Below are 20,993 nucleotides of genomic sequence, written 5' to 3'. Positions count from 1 at the left end.
GGAATCTCGTCACTTCCTTCTCGGGATCGACCCAGGTTACGCGGCACCTACGCCCCGCTCCCGGAGTTGGAGCTTGTGCTGTTCCAAAGCAATCAGCTCACCGAACGCACGGTTGAAGGCATCGGTGTCGGACGCCGGGTTCAGTCGCTGCATCCGCGACTTGAGTTCCCGGATCCGACGGGTCGCATGCAGCTCCTGCACACGCGACATCTGATCATCGACGTAGCGGTCGTCCACATCGTGGTCGCACAGCACCCCCTCGACAGCGAGCGAGAGAACGAACCGCCGGAGCTCCTCGTCCGGCGTCGCGTCCACCACCGCCGCGACCCAGCCGGACGGGTCGCCGGCCGTGTACAGACCCGCACACACCCCGCCCGCCGTGGCGATCGACTCCCGGACGGCGCGGTGCGCGGGAACAGTGAACAGGTCCGTGGACAGCGTGTCGAACATCGGCCCGGCCAGCCCCGGGTATTGCAGGGCGAGCTTGAGGGTCTCCCGTTCGACGATGACGGTCGCGTCGTCCGGTGCCGCGCCCGACTGGCGGCGCGCGGCCGGGCGGGCCCCGCCGCCGGCCGCGTTCACCCCGGGGCGGCCCGTGCCCTCGGCCGGCCCGGGACCCGAGCGGTGCTGCGCCACCCGCTCGACCACGAACCGCTCGTCGAGGAAGCCGAGCCAGTGGTCCAGGTTCACCGCGTACCGGTGCCGCATGCCGGCGTCCTTGAGCCGGTTCACCAGCGGGGCGGCCGCGTCCAGCGCGGCGAGGCGGCCCTCGGTGGTGTTGAGGTCGTAGCGGTCGATCACGCCGCGGATGGCGAACTCGAACAGCGGCTGACGACCGGCCACCAGGTCGCGCACCGCCGCGTCACCGTGCTGCGTCCACAGGTCGCAGGGGTCGAGGCCGTCCGGCTGCACCGCGACGAAGGTCTGGGTGACGAAGCGGTCCTCGTACTCGAAGGCCCGCAGAGCGGCGGCCTGGCCGGCCTTGTCCCCGTCGAAGGTGAAGATGACCTCGCCGGTGCGGGCGTCGGAATCCATCAGCAGCCGGCGGACGATCGCGACGTGGTCGGCACCGAAGGAGGTCCCGCAGCTCGCGACGGCCGTCGGCACCCCGGCCAGGTGGCACGCCATGACGTCGGTGTAGCCCTCGACGACGACCACCTGGTAGCGGCGCGCGATCTCGCGGCGGGCCAGGTCGGCGCCGTAGAGGAGCTTCGCCTTCTTGAACAGCGGCGTCTCGGCGGTGTTGAGGTACTTGGGGCCGGCGTCGGCGCCCTCGGCGAGGCGCCGGCCGCCGAAGCCGACGACCTCGCCACCGAGATCACGGATCGGCCACAGCAGGCGGTGGTGGAACCGGTCGATGAGGCCGCCCCGACCACCCCGCTTCGCCAGCCCGCCCAGCTCCAGCTCCTCGGCGGTGAACCGGCGGGCGAGCAGGTGACGGGTCAGCGCGTCCCAGGACGACGGCGCGTAGCCGAGGCCGAACTGCTCCGCCACGGCACGGTCGAAGCCACGCGAGGCGAGGAACTCCCAGCCGGCCCTCGCCTCCGAGGCGGAGTAGAGCTGTTCGACGTAGAACTCGGCGGCCAGCCGGTGCGCCTCCAGCAGCCGCTGGCGCTGGCTCGTCACCGCGCGGCTGGTGGTGCCCCCGCCCTCGTAGGTGAGCGTGACGCCGGCCCGCCGGGCGAGCCGCTCGACCGCCTCCGGGAAGGTGAGCCCGTCGATCTTGCGGATGAAGGCGTAGACGTCCCCGCCCTCGTTGCAGCCGAAGCAGTGGAAGAACCCGACCGAGGGCCGCACGTTGAACGACGGTGACTTCTCGTCGTGGAACGGGCACAGGCCGACCAGGCTGCCACCGCCGACCGGACGGAGCTGCACGTGGTCACCGATGACGTCCGCGATGGGTGAGCGCTCCCGCACGAGAGCGATGTCAGCGTCGCGGATGCGTCCGGCCACCGATACCCTCCCTGTCACTGGATAGACGGCGCGCCCCGGTCGGGGGTTGCGCGTCGCGGGTTACTTGTGTCCGGTCACCTGATACGACGCCGCCGGTGGTGCGGCCGACCATCGGGGCGACGATGCCGCCGGTCGGCCGGTGCCACCGATGACGCCGGTGTCAACGGTCCTTTAGCGTGATGGTACTTGTCATCCGGCCGACAGTGCCGATCTTGCCGCCAGGAACTCCGTAGGCGACCGATCGACGACCCCACGGACCGCGACGACGGCACCACCACACGCGAACACCGGACGGCACCCCGCGACGCGCTCCGGTCGAACCACGGTGCGACACGAACCACAACGGACACGCCCCAGAGGCCACCGGAATCACTCCGGTATGGCGTCACAGTCACATCCCACCCCAAACGCCGCCGGCAGCGATCACAGCGTACGTCGTTTTTCGCTGGTCACAGCGCCCTCGGGAGCGGGCGGCCCGTCAGTGCCGCGTGCCGGCGCCCGGCGCTGGCGTCCGTCAGCCGGGCGACCTGGTCGATGACCACCCGCAACCGGGCCGCGTCGTCGACGGCGTGCCGGTAGGAGTCGGCCAGCGGCGCGTCCAGCGACGCCGGTGCGCCGGCCGCGAGCAGGTCGACCAGCTCGGCGATCAGCTCGCGCTGGCGGGCCCGGCGCTCGGCGGCGCCGGGCCGGCCCATCACGTACCACGCGGTCACGCCCTTGAGCGCCGCGCACTCGGCGAGTGCCCAGGCGGGCACGACCAGTTCGGCCTGGTAACGGCACAGCGGCCCGTCCCCGTGGCGTTCGCGGGTCGCCCGCACCGCGGCCATCGAGAACCTGGCGACGAGCTCACTGGTCATCGCGCGCAACGCGGCCAGGCCGGCGACCGACCCGACCTCCTCCCGGATCCACCACGGCTGGGCCCGCAGCCGGTCCAGCCCGGCCGCCGCGGCGGGCGCGGCCACGTCGGGGAACCAGACCGCCGTCCGGGCGGCCAGCTCGGCGCGCAGGTCGGGGCCGCGCAGTGCGGCGAGGTCGATGTGCCCGGCGACGACACCGTCCTCCAGGTCGTGCACGGAGTAGGCCACGTCGTCGGCCCAGTCCATGAGCTGGGCCTCGAAGCTGCGGCGTGCCCTGGGCGCGCCGCGGCGCGCCCAGGAGAGGATGTCGGCGTCGTCGGCGTAGGCCCCGAACTTCGGCGTGCCGGCCCGACGCAGCCACGGGTACTTCACGGCGGCGTCCAGGGTCGCCCGGGTCAGGTTCAGCCCCGCCCCGCCACCGCCTGCCCCGTCACCGCCGGCGGGCGCGACGATCTTCACCTCGAGCCGGGTCAGTTCGCGCAGGCTCTGGGCGTTGCCCTCGAACCCGCCGCAGGTGTGCGCCGCCTGGTCGAGCGCCGCCTCTCCGTTGTGGCCGAACGGGGGATGTCCGATGTCGTGGGCGAGGCAGGCCGCGTCCACGAGGTCGGGATCGGCGCCCAGGGAGCGGGCCAGGCCGCGCCCGATCTGCGCCGTCTCGAGCGAGTGGGTCAGCCGGGTGCGCGGGAAGTCGTCGTCGAGCGGGCCCACGACCTGCGTCTTTCCGGCAAGTCGCCGCAAGGCGCTCGAATGTAGCACTCTTGCGCGATCCCGCTCGAAAGGGGTGCGCTCCCCCGGTGTAGCCTTGTCCTGCTCTGTGACCCGTCGCTCCAGGTCGACAGCGTCATACCACTCACTGACCACGCAACCACTCACTAGACCACGCTGCCGAGCGTATCGGCGCGATTCACGTACCTACGTCGATCGCAACGACGATACTTTGGGCGCACCCCGTTCCCCCAACTCGGCCCGGAGGCCCGCCGTGGACAAGATCGTCAAGTACGGTGCGATCGCGTTTCTCATCTTCTTCGTCGTCACCGCACCGGACAGCGCCGCGAGCATCATCGACCGAGTGCTCGGCTGGCTCCAGGACATCGGGAACGGAGTGTCGGAGTTCGTGACCAACACGGCCCTGTGATGCGGTCCCGGCGGGCCCTCATGTCTGCGAAACTTCGTCCGTGGTGAGAGTGTGGTGAGACTCCAGCTTCCCGACCCCGCGCTGCGGGACACCAAGTACCTGGCCTCCCAGGAACGCCTGGTGATGATGGTCCGGCTGCACTGGGCCATCATGCTGCCGATCCTGCTGCAGACGCTGGGTGCGGTCCTGCTCGCGGTCGTCGTGAGCATCCTGTTCGCGGCACAGGGCTACGAGGCCGGCCCGATCACCACCGTGCTGTGGTACTTCGCCCTCTTCATGATCCTCCGGATGCTCTGGAAGATCGCGGACTGGCACTTCGACCACCTGATGATCACCGACAAGCGGTTGCTGAAGGTGTCCGGCATCGTCTTCCGGAAGGTCCAGACGATGCCGCTGTCGAAGATCACGGATCTCACCTACAACCGGGACCCGCTCGGGCGGCTCCTCGGCTACGGCGAGTTCGTGGTCGAGTCCGCGGGGCAGGACCAGGCCCTGTCAAAGATCAATTTCCTGCCGCGGCCGGACCGGCTCTACCTCACCCTGGTCGACATGACCTTCGGTGGCGGCCCGTCCCCGGCAGGCGACGACTGATCCCGTCTCTCTTTCCGGGCGGGGTGCACGTCAACAACCACTTCCGCCCTGCCGGTCCGGGTTCCCGGACCGGCAGGGCGGGGTGAACCACTAACGCAGCAGGCCGCGCGCCGCCTCGACGATGTGCGGCGTGGAGATGCCGGCGAAGTCCAGCAGCTCGTCCGGGGTACCGGAGCCGGGCAGCTGACCGACGGCGAGATGCGCCAGCCGCAGCGAGACGCTGCCGTCCCGCAGGACACCCGCGAGGCCCTCGAGCACCGCACTGCCGAGGCCGCCCTCGGCGTAGTGGTCCTCGGCCACGACGAGGCGCCCGCCGGTCGCCCGCGCCGCCTCCGCCAGGGTCGCGGTGTCCACCGGCTTGACCGAGTACAGGTCGATCACCCGGGCCGAGACGCCCTCACCGGCGAGCACGTCGGCGGCGGCCAGGCAGTGGTGCAGGGTGACCCCGGCGCCGATCAGCGTCACGGTGTCGGCGTCGGAGCTGCGCAGCACCTTGGAACCGCCCGGCGCGAACGTCTCGTCCGGACCGTAGAGCACCGGGTAGGCACCGCGGGTCGTCCGCATGTAGCTCACGCCGGAGATCCCGACCATCGCCTCGATCAGCTTGGCCGCGGAGGTCGCGTCGCTCGGGTAGAGCACCGTCGAGCCGCCCACGGCCCGCATCATCGCGAGATCCTCGAGCGCCATCTGGGACGGGCCGTCCGCACCGATCTCCACTCCGGCGTGCGACCCGACCAGCCGGATGTCGGCCTGCGAGATGGCCGCCATCCGGATGAAGTCGTAGGCGCGGGAGAAGAACGCGGCGAACGTCGACGCGAACGGGATGTAGCCGCGCACCGACAGGCCGACCGCCGCCGCGACGAGCTGCTGCTCGGCGATGAAGATCTCGAAGAACCGATCGGGGTGCGCCTTGGCGAAGTCCTCGGCGTAGGTCGAGTTGCTCACCTCGGCGTCGAGGGCGACGACGTCGGTGTGCGCGCCGACCGCGGCCAGCGCCTGGCCGTAGGCGCGCCGGGTGGCGACCTTGGCGCCCAGCTCGTAGGTCGGGAGCTTGATCGCCGGCTTCTGGGCCGGGGCCGGGCGGGCCAGGTCCACCGGGGGGACCGGGCCGCGCACCCGCAGGTTGCGCTCGCCGCCCAGTTCGATGATCGCCCGGGCGGCCATGTCCTCGGGCAGCGGCTTGCCGTGCCAGCCCTCGGCGTCGGCGATCTCGGAGAAGCCCTCGCCCTTGCGGGTGCGGGCCAGGATCACCGTGGGCCGGGAGGCGTCCTCGGCGTCGGCGAGCGCGGCGTCGATCGCGCCCAGGTCGTGGCCGTCGATCACGACCGCGCGGGCGCCGAACGCCTCGGCCCGGCGGGCGTAGGAGTCCATGTCCCAGCCGAACTCGGTCGGACCACGCTGGCCGAGGCGGTTGACGTCCACGATCGCGATCAGGTTGGACAGGCCGTAGAAGGCGGCCTTGTCCAGCGCCTCCCACATCGAGCCCTCGGCCATCTCGCTGTCGCCGCAGACCACCCAGACCCGGTACGGGACCTTGTCCAGGTACTTGCCGGCCAGCGCGACCCCGACCGCGTCGGGCAGGCCCTGGCCGAGTGACCCGGTGGCCACGTCGACCCACGGCAGGACCGGGGTCGGGTGGCCCTGCAGGCGGTGCCCGAACCGGCGGTAGCCGGTCATGAGCTCGTCGTCGGTGACGACGCCGACCGCCTTGAACATCGAGTAGATCAGGGGCGAGGCGTGCCCCTTGGAGAAGATCAGGTGGTCGTTCGCCGGGTCGTCCGGGGTGTCCCAGTCGTAGCGCAGGTGGCGCGTCAGCAGCACCGCCATGACGTCCGCGGCGGACATGGAGGAGGTCGGGTGACCGGATCCGGCCGAGGTGCTGCTGCGCACCGAGTCGACCCGCAGCTGCTGTGCGAGTTCCCGAACCGTCTCCAGGTCGGCGACACCGACCACTTCGGACACGGGAGTTGCCACACCAGCCTCCTTAGTCAGCATCGTGCTGATATTCGGTCGTCCTGGTCAGGGCCGGTGTGCCAGCCGGCGCGCGCCGGCGTGACAGGTGCTCTCGCGGTCCTACGGCCTGCGCAGGTCGAGTACATGGATGTGTCAAGGGCCGGCCGACCCGGGCGTTCCGTCGCCTGTCGCGGTACCCCGTCACTCCGCGATCCGAACCGTACCAGCACCTACGGCCCGCCACGCCGGGCGGATTTACGCCTTCGTCACACCGCCCCGTCCGGCGCCGGCCCGCCCGGCCCGCGGGCACCTGCCGATCGGCCCGGACGCAGGGACTACCCGGGGCGGCCCGCGACGTCCACCCGTCCCGTCCCGGCGCCGCGCCGTGGTGATCATCACGGCCGCGGTCGCGGGGCGCCACCCCGATGAGGCACCCGCCCCGGGGCCCTCGGGCGGGTCAGACGGCGGGAGTGTGCGCCGCGGACGGCGAGGCCCGGTGGAACAGCTGGTAGAAGCGGTACCCGACCCCCTCCCGCAGGATGTACCGGATCTGGGTGCCGAACCCGCGGTTGGCCGGGCCCGCCGTCGCCGGCGACGTCACCGCGTCGACGCCGAGATCCGCGGCGATCGCCCGGGAGCGCAGGCTGTGCCAGCGGTCGGTCACCACCACCGCGGAGCGCCACTGCCGGCTGTCCATCAGGCCGGCCACCGCGGTCAGCGACGACAGCGTGTCGACGCCCTGGGGCACCACCAGCACGGCGCTGGACGGGACACCGCGGTCACGCAGGTAGGACCCGGACGCCTCGGCCTCGGTGAAGCGGTCCCCCGGCTGGTTGCCGCCCACCGTGATGATCCGCGGCGCGACCCCGGCCCGGTAGAGCTCCAGGGCGTGGTCGAGGCGGGCGGCCAGGATGGCCGACGGCCGGCCGTCGTACTGCGAGGCGCCCAGGACGATCAGCGTGTCGGAGACACGCCGGTCGTCACCGCGCCCGACCCACCACACCTGCCCGAAGGTCAGCACCGACCCGAGCAGCACGATCCCGACGATGACCGCGACGATTCGGGCCGCCCAGCGCCACCAGGGCACCCTGAACCAGGACGCCGAGGGCGGACGGGGCACAAGCCGCCGGAGGGACAGGTCCACGCGATGTCACGTTAGCCGTCCGGGACCCGCCCAAACCTCCCGGGCGCACCTGGGTGCTCCGCGACGGGGGCTCAGGCGTCGGTGGCGGTACCGCTGTCGGCACCGGTGTCGGTCGGCGCGACTGGCAGCGGGCCGAGCGCGTCCCAGTCCAGCACCTCGGCGGCGACCTCACGGATCTCCGCCAGCAGCCCGAGCCGGGCCGCGCGCAGCGCGGGATCGTCGGCCATCACCAGCACCGCTTCGAAGAAGCCCTCGACGGCGTCCGGGAGCTGCCCGGCGGCGGCCACGAAGTCGTCGAGACCCGGCACGCGGCCGGCCGTGCGCGCCGCCAGCTGCCGGGACAGCTCGGTGACGGCCTGGGCGAGGCGATGGTCGGCGGGGTCGACCAGGGCGCTGATCTCGATGCCCGGCGTGACGTCGGCCGGGACGATCCGGCGGACCCGCCCCAGCGCGGCGGCCAGCCGCGCGAACGACGCGGTCTCCACCAGCGGGCGCAGTGCCTTCAGGGTCACCATCGCCTGGCCGGGCCGGCCGGTCAGCGGACGCAGCGCGCCGACCAGCCGATGGTCGACGCCGGTGTCGAGCAGGTACTGGGCGAACCGGCCGCGCACGAACGCGTCCGCCTGCTCCAGGGCCGCCTCCGGAACCGGGACCGGGACGAGCTTCGCGGCCTCGGCCAGCATGTCGGCGACGGTGACCCCGGCCAGCTCCGGCCGCTCGGCCAGGATCGCGGTGACCCCCAGCGCGGCGCGGCGCAGGCCGAACGGGTCGGAGCTGCCGGTGGGCGCGGCGTCGAGCGCGAACAGCCCGGCCAGCAGGTCGAGCCGGTCGGCCAGGGCGAGCAGGGCCCCGGGAACCGTCGCCGGCAGCGTCCCCCCGGCCCGGCGCGGCAGCTCCGTCTCGTAGAGCGCGACGGCGACCGCCTCCGGCTCGCCGGCGCGACGGGCGTACTCACGGGCCATCGTCCCGGCCAGGCCGGAGAGCTCGATCACCATCTGGGTGGCGAGGTCGAACTTGGCCAGCTCGCCGGCGCGGTCCAGGGTCCGCCGCTGCTCCGCGGACAGCGCCGCGTCCGCGGAGCTGTCGAGCCGGTCCGCGAGCAGGCCGGCCAGCCGTGCGATGCGGTCCGCGCGGTCGGCCACCGACCCGAGCCGCTGCTCGAAGGTCAGCTTCGCCAGCCCCGCGCGGAACGTCTCCAGCCCGACCTTGAGGTCGGCGCCGAAGAAGAACGCCGCGTCCTCGAACCGGGCCCGCACCACCGCCTCGTTGCCCGCGCGGACCAGCGGCACGTCCACCGCGCCGTCCGCGACCGTGACGAAGCAGGGCAGCAGCGCGCCGGCCGCGTCCCGCACCGCCAGGTAACGCTGGTGCTTGTGCATGACGGTGGTGAGGACCTCGGACGGCAGCTCGAGGTAGCGCGGGTCGAAGGACCCCAGCACCGGCCGCGGGAACTCGACCAGGTTGGTCACCTCGTCGAGGATGTCGGCCTCGGCGTCCAGGTCGATCACGCCCGCGTGCTCGGCGGCCAGCTTCGCGGCCTCGTCGACGATCAGTTCGCGGCGCGCGGCCGGGTCGAGCAGGACCGAGTGCCCGGCGAGCAGCTCCGGGTACCCGACGGCGCCGGTCACCTCGATCGGCGGGGACCCGGCGCGCCGGTGCCCGCGGCTCGTGGAGCCCGCGGCCAGCGTGGACACCGCGACCGGGACGACAGCCCCGCCCAGCAGCGCCACCACCCAGCGCACCGGACGGCTGAAGGACAGCTCCGGGTCGTTCCAGCGCATGTTCCGCTCGGCGCGCAGCCCACTCAGGACGGCGCCGAGCACCTCGGCGAGCACCTCCGTCGCGGGCCGGCCGGTGTCGGTGCGCACCAGGGCGACGTGCTCGACCCCACGGTGCTCGACGACGGTCAGCTCCGCCACGTCGCCGCCCTGCCCGCGGACGAAGCCGGTCGCGGCCTTCGTCGGCGCGCCCTGGGCGTCGTAGGCGGCGGAGCGGCGCGGGCCGCGCACGACCCGCTCGACGTCGGGCTCGCGCGGCGCGACGTCGTCGACGATCGCGACGATGCGCCGCGGGGTGCCCTGCACCCGCACCGCGCCGTGGGTGAGCCGGGTCGCCGCGAGCCGCTCGGTGAGGGCCGCCCGGACGGCGGCGGTCTGCCGGGTCACCTCGGCGGCGGGCAGCTCCTCGGTGCCGATCTCGAACAGCAGGGTGGCCGGCCCCGCCGGCACGGCCGCCTGGTCGACCGGCCGGGCGATGGCCGGGGCCGGGCGCGGGGCCTCGCCCAGCGGGTTGCCGAGCTCGTCGCGCCGGTCCCGCCAGAGCTGGGCGACCTCGCGCGACATGCCGCGCATCTGGGCGAAGGAGGTGGCCCGCTCGGTGGTGGAGACCGCGCCGCGCGAGTCCAGGATGTTGAAGGCGTGCGAGCACTTCAGCACGTAGATGTGCGCCGGCACCGGCAGCCGGGCGTCGATGAGGCGGCGGGCCTCGGCGGCGAAGTCGGCGTACATGCGGCGCACCGTGTCGATGTCGGCCTCGTCGAGGTAGTACCGCGACATCTCGTACTCGGCCTGGCCGACCACCTCGCCGTAGGAGACCCCCGGCGCGTAGGTGATCTCGGTGAAGTGCCGGGCCTCCTGCAGCACCATCAGGATCCGCTCGATCCCGTAGGTGATCTCGACGCTCACCGGATCCAGGCTCTGGCCGCCGGCCTGCTGGAAGTAGGTGAACTGGGTGATCTCCTGCCCGTCCAGCCACACCTCCCAGCCCAGCCCCCAGGCGCCGAGCGCCGGCGAGGCCCAGTTGTCCTCCACGAACCGGACGTCGTGCGCCGCGGTGTCGATGCCCAGGGCCTGCAGGCTGCCCAGGTAGAGCTCCTGCGGGTTGCCCGGGTCGGGCTTGAGGACGACCTGGAACTGGGTGTGGGTCTGCAGCCGGTTCGGGTTCTCGCCGTAGCGGGAGTCGTCCGGACGCACCGAGGGCTCGACGTAGGCCACCCGCCACGGCTCGCCGCCCAGCACCCGCAGGATCGTCGCCGGGTTGTGCGTACCGGCGCCGACCTCGGTGTTGAACGGCTGCACGATCATGCAGCCGCGCTCGGTCCAGTAGCGGGTCAACGTCAGCAGGGCGTCCTGCATGGTCAGCATCGGGTTCAGCCTCGGCAACTCGGTTTCGGCGACTCGGTCTCGGCCACTCACCGCCGAGGCTACCGGGTGGCGGCGCCGCTACCGCCCGCCCTGGTCGCGCGCGCCGGGCGCGGCCACGGCGGCGTCCGGCGCCAGCGCGGACCCGTGTGAACGCGCCGCGCCGCCGGCCTCCCGTTCGTGCAGCACCTCGAAGGCTCCGGGCGCCTCCTGGGCCCAGGCCAGCAGCGGCGTCAGCTCGCACCGCACGGCGAAGGCGGACAGCGCCCGCCGCCAGGCCCCGGGCCCGGCCCACTCGGTCACCAGCAGCCAGGCCGCCGGCTCGTCGACGGCCCGACCGAGCCGGGCCGAACGAAACCCGCGCTGGCCGGCGAGCGCCGCCACCACTCGTTCCCCGGCCGCCGCGAAGCCGGCCCGGGCCGGCTCCGGCACCTCGAAGCGCAGGACCGCCACCACCGGAGCCCCCGGTCCGTCGAACTCAGGCACGGTTGGTGATGATCCCGCCGTAGCGCCGGTCCCGGCGGGCATACTCCTCACAGGCCAGCCACAGATCCCGGCGGTCGAAGTCGGGCCACAGCGTGGGCACGAAGGAGAACTCGGCGTACGCGGCCTGCCAGAGCAGGAAGTTGCTCAGCCGCTGCTCGCCGGAGGTCCGGATGAGCAGGTCGACGTCCGGCATGTCGGGCTCGTCGAGGTACCGGGCGACGGTCTCCTCGTTGACCCGCTCCGGGCGCAGCAGGCCGGCCCGCACGTCGCGGGCGATCGCCGCGGCGGCGTCCGCCAGCTCGGCCCGCCCGCCGTAGTTCACGCACATCACGAGCGTGAGCCGGTCGTTGTCCCGGGTGCGCTGCTCCGCCGACTCCAGCCGCCGGATCACGTTGCCCCACAGCCGGGGCCGGCGGCCCGCCCAGCGGACCCGGACTCCGAGTGAGTCCATGTCGTCGATCCGCCGGCCGAACACGCCGTCGGTGAACCGCATCAGGAACGCCACCTCGTCCGGCGAGCGCTTCCAGTTCTCCGTGGAGAACGCGTACACCGACAGCCAGCGGACGCCCATCTCGATGGCGCCCTCGACGCAGTCGAACAGCGCCTCCTCGCCCGCCTCGTGCCCCTTCGTCCGGGGCAGGCCGCGCAGCTTCGCCCAGCGCCCGTTGCCGTCCATGACGATCCCGACATGCCGCGGGACCAGCGCCGGCGGCAACTGCGGCGGCTGCGCTCCGGACGGATGAGGACGCGGATCGCGGAACCGCCGGCCCACCTCTTCACGCAGGCTCACAGCCGACATCCTCTCGTCCGGGCCGACGGCGCCACGACCGACCCCCCATTTCACGTCCGTTCGAGGTGCGGAAGGGCGCGCAGCGCCCGCTCGAGATGCCACTGCAGGTAGGCCGCCACGATGCCGCCGGCCTCCCGCCGGACGCGGGCGTCGCTCGCCTCGGCGCCGTTCCAGTCACCGTGCAGGAGGTCGGCAAGCAGCCGCACCGCGGCCGGAGACGTCGACGCCGCACCCCGCGGTCGACATTCCGGGCACACTACGCCGCCGCCGGGAACGGACAGCGAGTGGTGCGGCCCCGGCTCCCCGCACCGGGCGCACGCGTCGAGGGCCATGCCGTACCCGGAGACCGCCAGTGAGCGCAGCAGGAAGGCGTCCAGGACCAGCGGCGGCGGGCGCTCACCGCCCGCCAGGGTACGCAGGCCACCGACGAGCAGCAGGAACAGCCGCAGGGCGGGCTGGCGTTCCTCGCTGGTCAGGCGCTCGGCCGTCTCCAGCATCACCGCGGCCGCCGTGTACCGCGCGTACTCCTGGGCGATCGTCGCTCCGTAGGCGCCGAGGATATCCGCCTGGGTCACCGTGTCCAGCGAGCGGCCCTCGTGCAGCTGGAGATCGACGTGGGTGCCGGGCTCCAGCCGGGCGCCGAACCGCGAGGACGTCCGCCGCACCCCCCGGGCCACCGCGCGGACCCGGCCGTTACGCCGGGTGAGCACCGTGACGACGCGGTCGGCCTCGGCGAAGGGTGCCGTCCTCAGGACGACGCCCTCATCGCGATACACCGGCACGTTCCCATGGTTGCACGCCCGTGCCCCCGAACAGGTAGGCCGCCGCCCGCGGGGCACGACGGGACGGACCCGGCGGCAGCGGACCGCTCCGTGGCGTCGGGGGGGATTCCGGCGACCGCCGCCGCCGCGGTCGCCATCATGTGTGGGTGCGGGTTGTTCGGCGGACGGCGCGAGGCATCATCATCGACGGGAACGGGCGGCTGGTGCTGTTCCGCAGAACCTTCCCCAAACGCAAGCCCTACTGGTCCACCCCGGGCGGCGGTGTGGACCCCGAGGACGCCTCGGTGGAGGACGCGCTGCACCGCGAGCTCGCCGAGGAGCTGGGCGCCGTGGTGGACCGGGTCCAGCAGGTCTACGTGACCGCCGCGCCCCGCGGCGAGGGCCTGAACCTGCAGCACTTCTTCCTCTGCCGGCTCGTCTCGATGGATCTGGACCGCCGTACCGGCGCCGAGTTCGGCAACCCGGCCAAGGGCCGCTACGCCGTCGAGCGGATCGACCTGCGGGGCAAGAAGCTCACCCGGTACGACCTCCAGCCGGCCGCGGTGAAGGACTACATCGTGGCCAACAGGCAGGCCCTGCTGGCCACCGCGCTCAGCGGGGACGACCCACCGCTGATGCGGGCCGACGCCCCGGCTCCGGTGCCGGAGGCGGCACCGGAGCCGGAAGCGGCCTCGAAGCCCGCCCGGCCGCCGGTGCCGCCCATCCTCGAGATCGTGGACGGCGAGATCGTCGGCGCCCCGCCGGGCCGGGCCGTCGACGAGCGGTCGCCGGCCCGGCGCTGGTGGGACCGCCTGCGGCGCCGGCTGCCGACACCGTCGTGACGTGTCGCGACTCGCGACGCCTAGAAGCCCAGCCGGCGCAGCTGCTTCGGGTCCCGCTGCCAGTCCTTCGCGACCTTGACGTGCAGGTCCAGGTAGATCGGGGTGCCCAGCAGCGCCTCGATCTGGGTCCGGGCCCGGGTGCCCACGTCGCGCAGCCGGGAGCCGCCCGCGCCGATGACGATCGCCTTCTGGCTCGGCCGCTCCACGTACACGTTGACGTGCACGTCGAGCAGCGGCCGGTCCTGTGGGCGGTTCTCCCGCGGGATCATCTCCTCGACCACCACGGCCAGTGAGTGCGGCAGCTCGTCGCGCACCCCCTCCAGCGCCGCCTCGCGGATCAGCTCGGCGACCATGACCTGCTCGGGTTCGTCGGTCAGCTCGCCGTCGGGGTAGAGCCGCGGGCCCTCGGGCAGCCGGGCGACGAGCACGTCGGCCAGCGTGCCGACCTGGAAGGACGACACGGCGCTCACCGGCACGATGTCGGCGAAGTCGCCCAGCCCGGAGATCTCGAGCAGCCGGGCGCCGACCCGGTCCGGGTCGCTGACCGCGTCGACCTTGGTCAGGATCGCGACCACCGGGGTGCGCCCCGCCATCCGGCCCAGCTCGTCGGCGATGAAACGGTCGCCGCGGCCGAGCGGCTCGTCGGCGGGCATGCAGAAGCCGATCACATCGACCTCGGACAGCGTCGTGCGGACGACGTCGTTGAGCCGCTGGCCGAGCAGGGTGCGCGGGCGGTGCAGCCCCGGGGTGTCGACCAGGATGAGCTGCGCGTCGGGGCGGTTGATGATGCCCCGGATGGCGTGGCGGGTCGTCTGCGGTCGCCCGGAGGTGATCGCCACCTTCGTCCCCACCAGGGCGTTCGTCAGCGTCGACTTGCCGGCGTTGGGCCGCCCCACCAGACAGGCGAACCCCGACCGGAAGTCCGTCGCCGGGTCGACGAGCTCGATGTCCACTAGCTCGACGTCCGGGTGCGGGCGACGCCGTCGGGACCGGCGAGGTAGAGGGGCACCCCGGCACCGAACTCGGCGAGCATCGCCAGGTCGTCGGCGGCGGCCTCGGCGGCCTCGGTCACCACGACCGCGGCCTCGAAGCGGCGGGCTCCGCTGGAGGCCGCCGCCACCACCGCGGCGCGCAGCGCCGACGTGGCCAGCTCGGGCCGGGTGTGGGAGACGGTCGCCGCGGCGTACGTCCGGCCGTCGGTGTCCCGCACCGCCGCGCCCTCGGCCGGCTGGCCCGCGGACGTGTAGGCGCGCAGCCGGGCGGACCGGGCCAGCACCACCAGCTTCCCGTCCTCGGCCTCGAGGGCGAGGCCGACCGGCGGGGTTGGAGACGTCACGATGTCACCTTTCTGCTCGCTGGGCCCGGCGGGTCGCCCGGCTCCTCGTCGGTGCGGGGAGCCGGGGACAGCCGGTGGACGACGACGGTGCCGATCTGGTTGCGCCGCCCGGCCGCGCGCTCGGCCGACAGCCGCAGGCCGGCGATGTCCGTGGTCGCGCCGGGGATGGGCACCCGGCCGAGCGCGTTCGCGAGCAGCCCGCCCACCGTCTCGACGTCCTGCGCGCCGGGCAGCTCGTCGACGCCGAACAGCCCCGCGAGGTCGTCGACGTCCAGGCGCGCCGTCACCCGGGCGGTGTCGTCGTCGAGCCACTCGACCGGCGGGGTGGCGCTGTCGTACTCGTCCGTGATCTCACCGACGATCTCCTCGAGGACGTCCTCGATGGTCACCAGGCCGGCGGTGCCGCCGTACTCGTCGATGACGATGGCCATGTGGGTGCGCGACGCCTGCATCTCGCGCAGCAGGTCGTCGGCGGGCTTGCTCTCCGGGACGAGCACGGGCGGGCGCATGACCTCCGCGACCCGGCTGCTCTCCCGCCCGTCACGCTCCCAGCCGACCATGTCCTTGAGGAAGCCGATGCCGACGACGTCGTCGATGCTCTCGCCAATCACCGGGATGCGGGAGAAGCCGCTGCGCAGCGCCAGCGAGATGGCCTGCCGGACGGTCTTGTCGGACTCGATGAAGACCATGTCGGGCCGCGGCACCATCACCTCGCGGACGAGCGTGTCCCCCAGCTCGAACACCGAGGCGATCATGTCGCGTTCCCCGGGCTCGATGACCTCGTTCTCCTCGGCGAGGTCGACGAGGTCGCGCAGCTCCGCCTCGGAGGCGAACGGGCCGTCGCGGTAGCCGGGGCCTGGGGTCACCGCGTTGCCGAACGCGATCAGCAGGCGGGGCAGCGGGCCGAAGACCTTCGCCAGCCGGATGGTCAGCCCCGCGGTGGCCAGCGACACCGCCGGCGCGTGCTGGCGGCCGAGCGTCCGGAACATCACGCCGACGAGGATGTAGGCGACGAGCGTCGACACCAGCGCGCCCAGCCCGACCGCGGCGAACCCGGAGCCGTACGCGTGCACGGCCAGGACGGTGATGCAGGCCGCGGCGACCATCTCGCCGGCGATCCGCAGCAGCAGCAACAACGCCAGATAACGGCCGGGGTCGGCGACAACCCGGGCGAGGTTCGCCGCCCCCGCCTTGCCGTGGCGGGCGAACTCGTCGACGCTGACCCGGGACACCCGGGTCAGCCCCGCGTCCACCGCGCCCAGGCCGGCCGCGGCGAGCGCGGTCACCGCGGCGATGAAGACGAGAAGAAGATCACCGGAGTCCATGGCGGCCCGGCCCCGTCAGGAGGCGCCGGAGCCGGCCGCGGTGTCCCAGGAGGCCAGCAGGCTGTTCTGGAGCTTCCACATCTCCCGCTCCTCCTCCGGCTCGGCGTGGTCGTAGCCGAGCAGGTGCAGGATGCCGTGGGTGCAGAGGATGTGCAGTTCGTGCTCCATCCCGTGGCCGGCCTGCGCGGCCTGCCGCCGGGCCACCTCGGGGCACAGGACGACGTCGCCGAGCAGGGTGGTCGGGTCTTCCTCGGGCGACTCCGACCACGACGGCTCGAACGCCTCGTCCTGCGGGAAGGCGAGCACGTCGGTCGGGCCCTCCTCCGCCATGTAGCGCACGTGCAGGTCGGTCATGGCGTCGATCTCGACGAGCATGACCGAGAGCTCCGCCAGCGGGTTGACCTTCATCGTGTCGAGCACGAAACGGGCGAGCGCGGCCAGGGTGACCTCGTCGAAGTCCGTCACGCCCGACTCGTTGGCGACGAAGACGGCCATCAGCGGTCCCTTCCCCGGCGGGCGGCCCGCGCGGGACGCGCCTCCGTGCCGGGCGCCGGGCTCGCCGCGTCCCAGCGGGCGTAGGCGTCCACGATGTCGCCGACCAGCCGGTGCCGGACGACGTCCGTGCTGGTGAGGGTCGCGAAGTGGACGTCGTCGACGCCGTCCAGGATCTCGCGGACCACCCGCAGGCCACTCTTCGTGCCGCTGGGCAGGTCGACCTGGGTGACGTCACCGGTCACCACGATCTTGGACCCGAAGCCGAGGCGGGTCAGGAACATCTTCATCTGCTCGGCCGAGGTGTTCTGCGCCTCGTCCAGGATGATGAAGGCGTCGTTGAGCGTGCGGCCGCGCATGTACGCCAGCGGCGCGACCTCGATGGTGCCGCTCTGCATGAGCCGCGGGATCGAGTCGGGGTCGATCATGTCGTGCAGCGCGTCGTAGAGGGGCCGCAGGTACGGGTCGATCTTCTCGTAGAGCGTGCCGGGCAGGAAGCCGAGCCGCTCGCCCGCCTCGACCGCCGGCCGGGTGAGGATGATCCGGGTGACCTTCTTCGCCTGCAGCGCCTGCACGGCCTTGGCCATCGCCAGGTAGGTCTTGCCGGTGCCCGCCGGGCCGATCCCGAACACGATCGTGTGCTGGTCGATCGCGTCCACGTACCGCTTCTGGTTCAGCGTCTTGGGACGGATCGTCCGACCACGGTTGGACAGGATGTTGAGGGTGAGCACCTCGGCGGGTCGCTCTCCCGCGCCGCTGCGCAGCATCGACACCGAGTGGTCGACGTGCTGCGGATTGATTTCGGTGCCGGCGTCGAGCAGCGCGACGAGCTCGGAGAACAACCGGGCGGCCAGCGCGTTCTCCGCCGGGTCACCCGTGATCGTGATCTCGTTGCCACGGACGTGGATGTCGGAGGAGAAGGCCTTCTCGATCACACGCAGGAGCTGGTCCTCGTGCCCGAGCAGGCTCACCATGCTGTGCCCGTCGGGGACGACGATGCGGGTGGTGACCCGGGAGTCGGGTGGGCTGTCGGATTCGGGCATGTAGTACGGCCGCCTGGGCCGGAACACCTCTCGCTTCAACCTGGGACGAAGGTCGCCCGCAGAAGGCGGTAACGCCACGGGGCAGTCGGATCCATCCCCCGGCCACCGAGAACCAGGTCGAAACTGTGAACAAGCCACGCTGTGCAACGCCAGCTGTGCGGTGCCAGCTGTGCGGTGCCAGTTGTGCCAGGTCGTCGGGACGGGGCCGACACGTTACCGGCCGATCTCGAGTCTATCCGCCCAGCCGACCGATGTCGGCGAGTACCACGGCCGCCGCGACCACGCCCGCCGTCGACGTCCGCAGCACCGTCGGGCCCAGCCGGCCGGCCACCGCGCCGGCGGCCGTGAGCGCCTCGATCTCGCCATCGGCCACGCCGCCCTCCGGGCCCACCACCAGCAGGATCTCCCCGGCCTCGGCCCCGGGTGGCAGAGCGCGGGCGAGCCCGGCCAGCGGCGTCGTAGCCGTCTCGTGCAGCACGACGGCGAGCGACGCCCGGCGCACGCGCCCGGCCAGCGCCGCGGTGCCCGCCAGCGGACCGACCAACGGCCAGGCGTGCCGGCGCGACTGCTTGGCCGCCTCCTGGGCGGTGCGGGTCCACCTCGCGCGCGACCGCTCGCCACGCTCGCCGTCCCAGCGGACGATGCAGCGCGCGGCCGCCCAGGGCACGATCTCGTCGACCCCGATCTCGGTGAGCATCTCGACCGCCAGCTCCCCGCGGTCGCCCTTGGCCAGGGCCTGCGCGACCACCAGCCGGGGCCCGTCCCGGGTCGGCGCCCGCCGGCTCAGGACGACGCATTCGAGCTCGTCCCGGCCGACCGACCGGACCTCGCACTCCAGCGCGGCGCCGGCGCCGTCGGTGACGTCCAGGCGCTCACCCACCCGCAGCCGGCGCACTGCCGCGGCGTGCCGGCCCTCGGGTCCACCCAGCACGAAGACGTCGGTCGACGGCAGCGGATCCAGGTGGAAGACGGGCGCGGTCAGCGGTTGCGCCGACCGCCACGGCGCCGGGAGAACAGGCCGGATCCGCCGGAGGACCCGCCGACCACCGCCGGCGTCTCCTCCTCACGCAGCTTCGCCAGCTCCCGCAGGAGGCGTTCCTGCTCGGCGTCGAGCTTCGTCGGCGTCTCGACGACGATGTGGATGTGCAGGTGCCCACGCCCCACGGCGCGCAGGTGCGGAACACCGCGCCCGGCGAGCCGGAGCACCTCGCCGGGCTGGGTGCCCGGCTTCACCGTGATCGTCTCGGAACCGTCGAGGGTCTCCAGCGTGGCCATCGTGCCCAGGGCCGCGGCGGTCATCGGCAGGCGAAGATCGCAGTGGAGGTCGTCACCCTCCCGGCTGAAGACGGCGTGCTGCCGCTCCGAGACCTCGACGTACAGGTCGCCGGGCGGCCCCCCGCCGGGGCCGACCTCGCCCTCGCCGGACAGCCGGATGCGCATGCCGTCCTCGACGCCCGAGGGGATCTTCACCGTCAGGGTTCGGCGCTTGCGGACGCGGCCGTCACCGGAGCAGTCCCGGCAGGGGTGCTCGATGACCGTTCCGGTGCCCGTACAGCGCGGGCAGGGCCGCGACGTCACCATCTGACCGAGGAACGAGCGGGTCACCTGCTGGACCTCACCGCGGCCGTGGCAGGTCGAGCAGGTCGACGGCTGCGTGCCAGGCGCGGCGCCCCCGCCGCTGCAGGTCGCGCACACCACGGCCGTGTCGACGGTGATGTCGCGGGTGGCACCGAACGCGGTCTCGGCCAGGTCGAGCTCGAGGCGCAGCAGCGCGTCGTTCCCACGGCGCACCCGCGAGCGCGGGCCGCGGCTGGCGCCACCGCCGAAGAACGCGTCCATGATGTCGCCGAGGCCGCCGAAGCCTGCGCCGAACGGCGAACCGGCGCCGGCCGCGCCGCCACCGGGCGCGAGCGGGTCACCACCGAGATCGACGATCTGCCGCTTCTCGGGGTCCGAGAGGACCTCGTAGGCGTTCGTCACGTTCCTGAACCGCTGCTGCGCCTCCGGGTCCGGATTGACGTCCGGATGCAGCTCCCGGGCCAGCTTGCGGTAGGCCCGCTTGATCTCGTCACCGGTGGCGTCACGCCGCACACCGAGCGTCGCGTAATAGTCCACTGCCATCAGTCGGCACCCAAGAGTTCACCCACGTACTTGGCGACGGCTCGTACGGCCGCCATCGTTCCCGGATAGTCCATCCGCATCGGGCCGACGACTCCCATTCCGCCCAGCACCGCCGGGCCGAGACCGTACCCGGTGGCGATTACCGACGTTGAGCGGAGGGCGTCCACATCCGTCTCACGCCCGATGCGCACCGTCACAGTACCGGTCTCCCGGACTGAACCGATCAGTTTGAGGAGCACGACCTGCTCCTCAAGTGCTTCCAGAATGAACCGCAGCGAGTCGGCGAAGTCGACCGAGGAGCGTGTGAGGTTCGCGGTACCGGCCAGCGCGACCCGCTCCTCCTGCCGTTCCAGGAGAGCCTCCAGCACCACGGTGGTGAGCGTCGTCAGGTGCCCGCGCAGATCCGGTCGGACGGTCTCGGGGAGGTCCGCCGCGACCTCTGTGGCGTCGACCACACGGCGGCCCCGCAGCGAGCCGTTCAGCAGGCCGCGCAGCTCACCGACCACGCCGTCGTCGACCGGGGTGGGGATGTCGACCACCCGCTGCTCGACCCGGCCCGTGTCCGTGATCAGTACCAGGAGCAGGCGGTTCGGGCTGAGCGTGACGATCTCGATGTGGCGGACGCTGCTGGACGAGAGTGAGGGATACTGGACCACAGCCACCTGACGTGTGAGTTGCGCGAGCAGGCGCACCGAGCGCCGCACCACGTCGTCGAGATCGACCGCGCCCTCCAGGAAGCTCTGGATGGCCCGGCGCTCGGCGCGCGACAGCGGCTTGACGCCGGAGAGCCGGTCGACGAAGAGGCGATAGCCTTTGTCTGTCGGGATACGGCCCGCGCTGGTGTGCGGCTGGGTGATGTAGCCCTCTTCCTCAAGGGCCGACATGTCGTTACGCACCGTGGCGGGCGACACGCCCAGAGCATGCCGCTCGGCCAACGTCTTGGATCCCACCGGCTCATTGCTGAGCACGAAATCCTCGACGATCGCCCGCAGCACCTCCAGCCGCCGTTCCTCCAACACGTGAC

19 protein-coding genes are annotated in these 20,993 nt (G+C 72.8%); 3 read left to right on the top strand and 16 right to left on the bottom strand.

Annotated features, from left to right (window positions below; all coding sequences use genetic code 11):
- Nucleotides 1-36 precede the first annotated feature (36 nt).
- Nucleotides 37-1,953: a DNA primase gene (gene dnaG, locus B056_RS0118565; RefSeq protein WP_018503368.1), complete on the bottom strand. Its 1,917-nt coding sequence runs from the start codon at nucleotides 1,951-1,953 to the stop codon at nucleotides 37-39.
- A 449-nt stretch (nucleotides 1,954-2,402) separates the two neighbouring features.
- The gene (locus B056_RS0118560) at nucleotides 2,403-3,671 is read right to left on the bottom strand and encodes a deoxyguanosinetriphosphate triphosphohydrolase (protein ID WP_026239853.1); all 1,269 of its coding nucleotides are present in this window, start codon (nucleotides 3,669-3,671) and stop codon (nucleotides 2,403-2,405) included.
- A 118-nt stretch (nucleotides 3,672-3,789) separates the two neighbouring features.
- Between B056_RS0118560 and B056_RS43655 the strand changes: the two genes are divergently transcribed.
- Nucleotides 3,790-3,945, top strand: a complete 156-nt coding sequence (locus B056_RS43655) for a hypothetical protein (RefSeq protein WP_018503366.1) — start codon at nucleotides 3,790-3,792, stop codon at nucleotides 3,943-3,945.
- Nucleotides 3,946-3,996: 51 nt separating this feature from the next.
- Complete coding sequence (locus B056_RS0118550; RefSeq protein WP_018503365.1) at nucleotides 3,997-4,536, top strand: PH domain-containing protein; 540 nt, start codon at nucleotides 3,997-3,999, stop codon at nucleotides 4,534-4,536.
- Between the two features lie 90 nt (nucleotides 4,537-4,626).
- Here B056_RS0118550 and B056_RS0118545 read toward each other — a convergent pair whose 3' ends face one another.
- The 6 genes from B056_RS0118545 to recO form a co-directional block, all read right to left on the bottom strand.
- Nucleotides 4,627-6,510 (bottom strand): transketolase, encoded by a 1,884-nt coding sequence (locus tag B056_RS0118545; RefSeq protein WP_026239852.1) that lies wholly within the window; start codon nucleotides 6,508-6,510, stop codon nucleotides 4,627-4,629.
- Nucleotides 6,511-6,946: 436 nt separating this feature from the next.
- Complete coding sequence (locus tag B056_RS0118540) at nucleotides 6,947-7,633, bottom strand: YdcF family protein (protein ID WP_018503363.1); 687 nt, start codon at nucleotides 7,631-7,633, stop codon at nucleotides 6,947-6,949.
- A 71-nt stretch (nucleotides 7,634-7,704) separates the two neighbouring features.
- Nucleotides 7,705-10,776, bottom strand: coding sequence for a glycine--tRNA ligase (locus tag B056_RS0118535; RefSeq protein ID WP_018503362.1), 3,072 nt, complete (start codon nucleotides 10,774-10,776; stop codon nucleotides 7,705-7,707).
- Between the two features lie 78 nt (nucleotides 10,777-10,854).
- Nucleotides 10,855-11,259: an antibiotic biosynthesis monooxygenase family protein gene (locus B056_RS0118530; protein WP_018503361.1), complete on the bottom strand. Its 405-nt coding sequence runs from the start codon at nucleotides 11,257-11,259 to the stop codon at nucleotides 10,855-10,857.
- Complete coding sequence (locus B056_RS0118525) at nucleotides 11,252-12,049, bottom strand: isoprenyl transferase (protein ID WP_020572572.1); 798 nt, start codon at nucleotides 12,047-12,049, stop codon at nucleotides 11,252-11,254. The genes B056_RS0118530 and B056_RS0118525 overlap by 8 nt, the downstream gene beginning before the upstream one ends.
- Nucleotides 12,050-12,099: 50 nt before the next feature.
- Nucleotides 12,100-12,831 carry a DNA repair protein RecO gene (gene recO / locus B056_RS0118520; RefSeq protein ID WP_026239850.1) on the bottom strand — a complete coding sequence of 244 codons (732 nt, stop codon included), beginning with the start codon at nucleotides 12,829-12,831 and terminating at the stop codon, nucleotides 12,100-12,102.
- A gap of 146 nt (nucleotides 12,832-12,977) precedes the next feature.
- On the opposite strand from recO, the gene B056_RS37040 reads away from it, so the two are divergent.
- On the top strand, nucleotides 12,978-13,652 hold the full coding sequence (locus B056_RS37040; RefSeq protein ID WP_051105659.1) for an NUDIX domain-containing protein: 675 nt from the start codon (nucleotides 12,978-12,980) through the stop codon (nucleotides 13,650-13,652).
- 20 nt (nucleotides 13,653-13,672) lie between these two features.
- On the opposite strand, the gene era is transcribed toward B056_RS37040, so the two are convergent.
- From era to hrcA, 8 genes are all read right to left on the bottom strand, one after another.
- On the bottom strand, nucleotides 13,673-14,605 hold the full coding sequence (era, locus tag B056_RS0118510) for a GTPase Era (RefSeq protein ID WP_018503357.1): 933 nt from the start codon (nucleotides 14,603-14,605) through the stop codon (nucleotides 13,673-13,675).
- On the bottom strand, nucleotides 14,605-14,988 hold the full coding sequence (locus B056_RS0118505) for a hypothetical protein (protein ID WP_018503356.1): 384 nt from the start codon (nucleotides 14,986-14,988) through the stop codon (nucleotides 14,605-14,607). Before B056_RS0118505 ends, era begins: the two co-directional genes overlap by 1 nt.
- On the bottom strand, nucleotides 14,985-16,313 hold the full coding sequence (locus tag B056_RS0118500; RefSeq protein WP_018503355.1) for a hemolysin family protein: 1,329 nt from the start codon (nucleotides 16,311-16,313) through the stop codon (nucleotides 14,985-14,987). Before B056_RS0118500 ends, B056_RS0118505 begins: the two co-directional genes overlap by 4 nt.
- A gap of 15 nt (nucleotides 16,314-16,328) precedes the next feature.
- Nucleotides 16,329-16,808, bottom strand: coding sequence for an rRNA maturation RNase YbeY (ybeY, locus tag B056_RS0118495; protein ID WP_018503354.1), 480 nt, complete (start codon nucleotides 16,806-16,808; stop codon nucleotides 16,329-16,331).
- The gene (locus B056_RS0118490) at nucleotides 16,808-17,848 is read right to left on the bottom strand and encodes a PhoH family protein (RefSeq protein ID WP_035751831.1); all 1,041 of its coding nucleotides are present in this window, start codon (nucleotides 17,846-17,848) and stop codon (nucleotides 16,808-16,810) included. Before B056_RS0118490 ends, ybeY begins: the two co-directional genes overlap by 1 nt.
- Nucleotides 17,849-18,080: 232 nt before the next feature.
- Nucleotides 18,081-18,830 carry a 16S rRNA (uracil(1498)-N(3))-methyltransferase gene (locus tag B056_RS0118485; RefSeq protein WP_076784719.1) on the bottom strand — a complete coding sequence of 250 codons (750 nt, stop codon included), beginning with the start codon at nucleotides 18,828-18,830 and terminating at the stop codon, nucleotides 18,081-18,083.
- Nucleotides 18,827-19,969 (bottom strand): molecular chaperone DnaJ, encoded by a 1,143-nt coding sequence (gene dnaJ, locus B056_RS0118480; protein WP_026239849.1) that lies wholly within the window; start codon nucleotides 19,967-19,969, stop codon nucleotides 18,827-18,829. Before dnaJ ends, B056_RS0118485 begins: the two co-directional genes overlap by 4 nt.
- Nucleotides 19,969-20,988, bottom strand: a complete 1,020-nt coding sequence (hrcA, locus tag B056_RS0118475) for a heat-inducible transcriptional repressor HrcA (protein ID WP_018503350.1) — start codon at nucleotides 20,986-20,988, stop codon at nucleotides 19,969-19,971. The genes dnaJ and hrcA overlap by 1 nt, the downstream gene beginning before the upstream one ends.
- Nucleotides 20,989-20,993: the final 5 nt, after the last annotated feature.

The sequence above is a fragment of the Parafrankia discariae genome (genome assembly GCF_000373365.1).
In the GTDB taxonomy this organism is placed as follows: Bacteria; Actinomycetota; Actinomycetes; order Frankiales; family Frankiaceae; genus Parafrankia; species Parafrankia discariae.
This window is presented reverse-complemented; position numbering and strand designations above follow the sequence as displayed.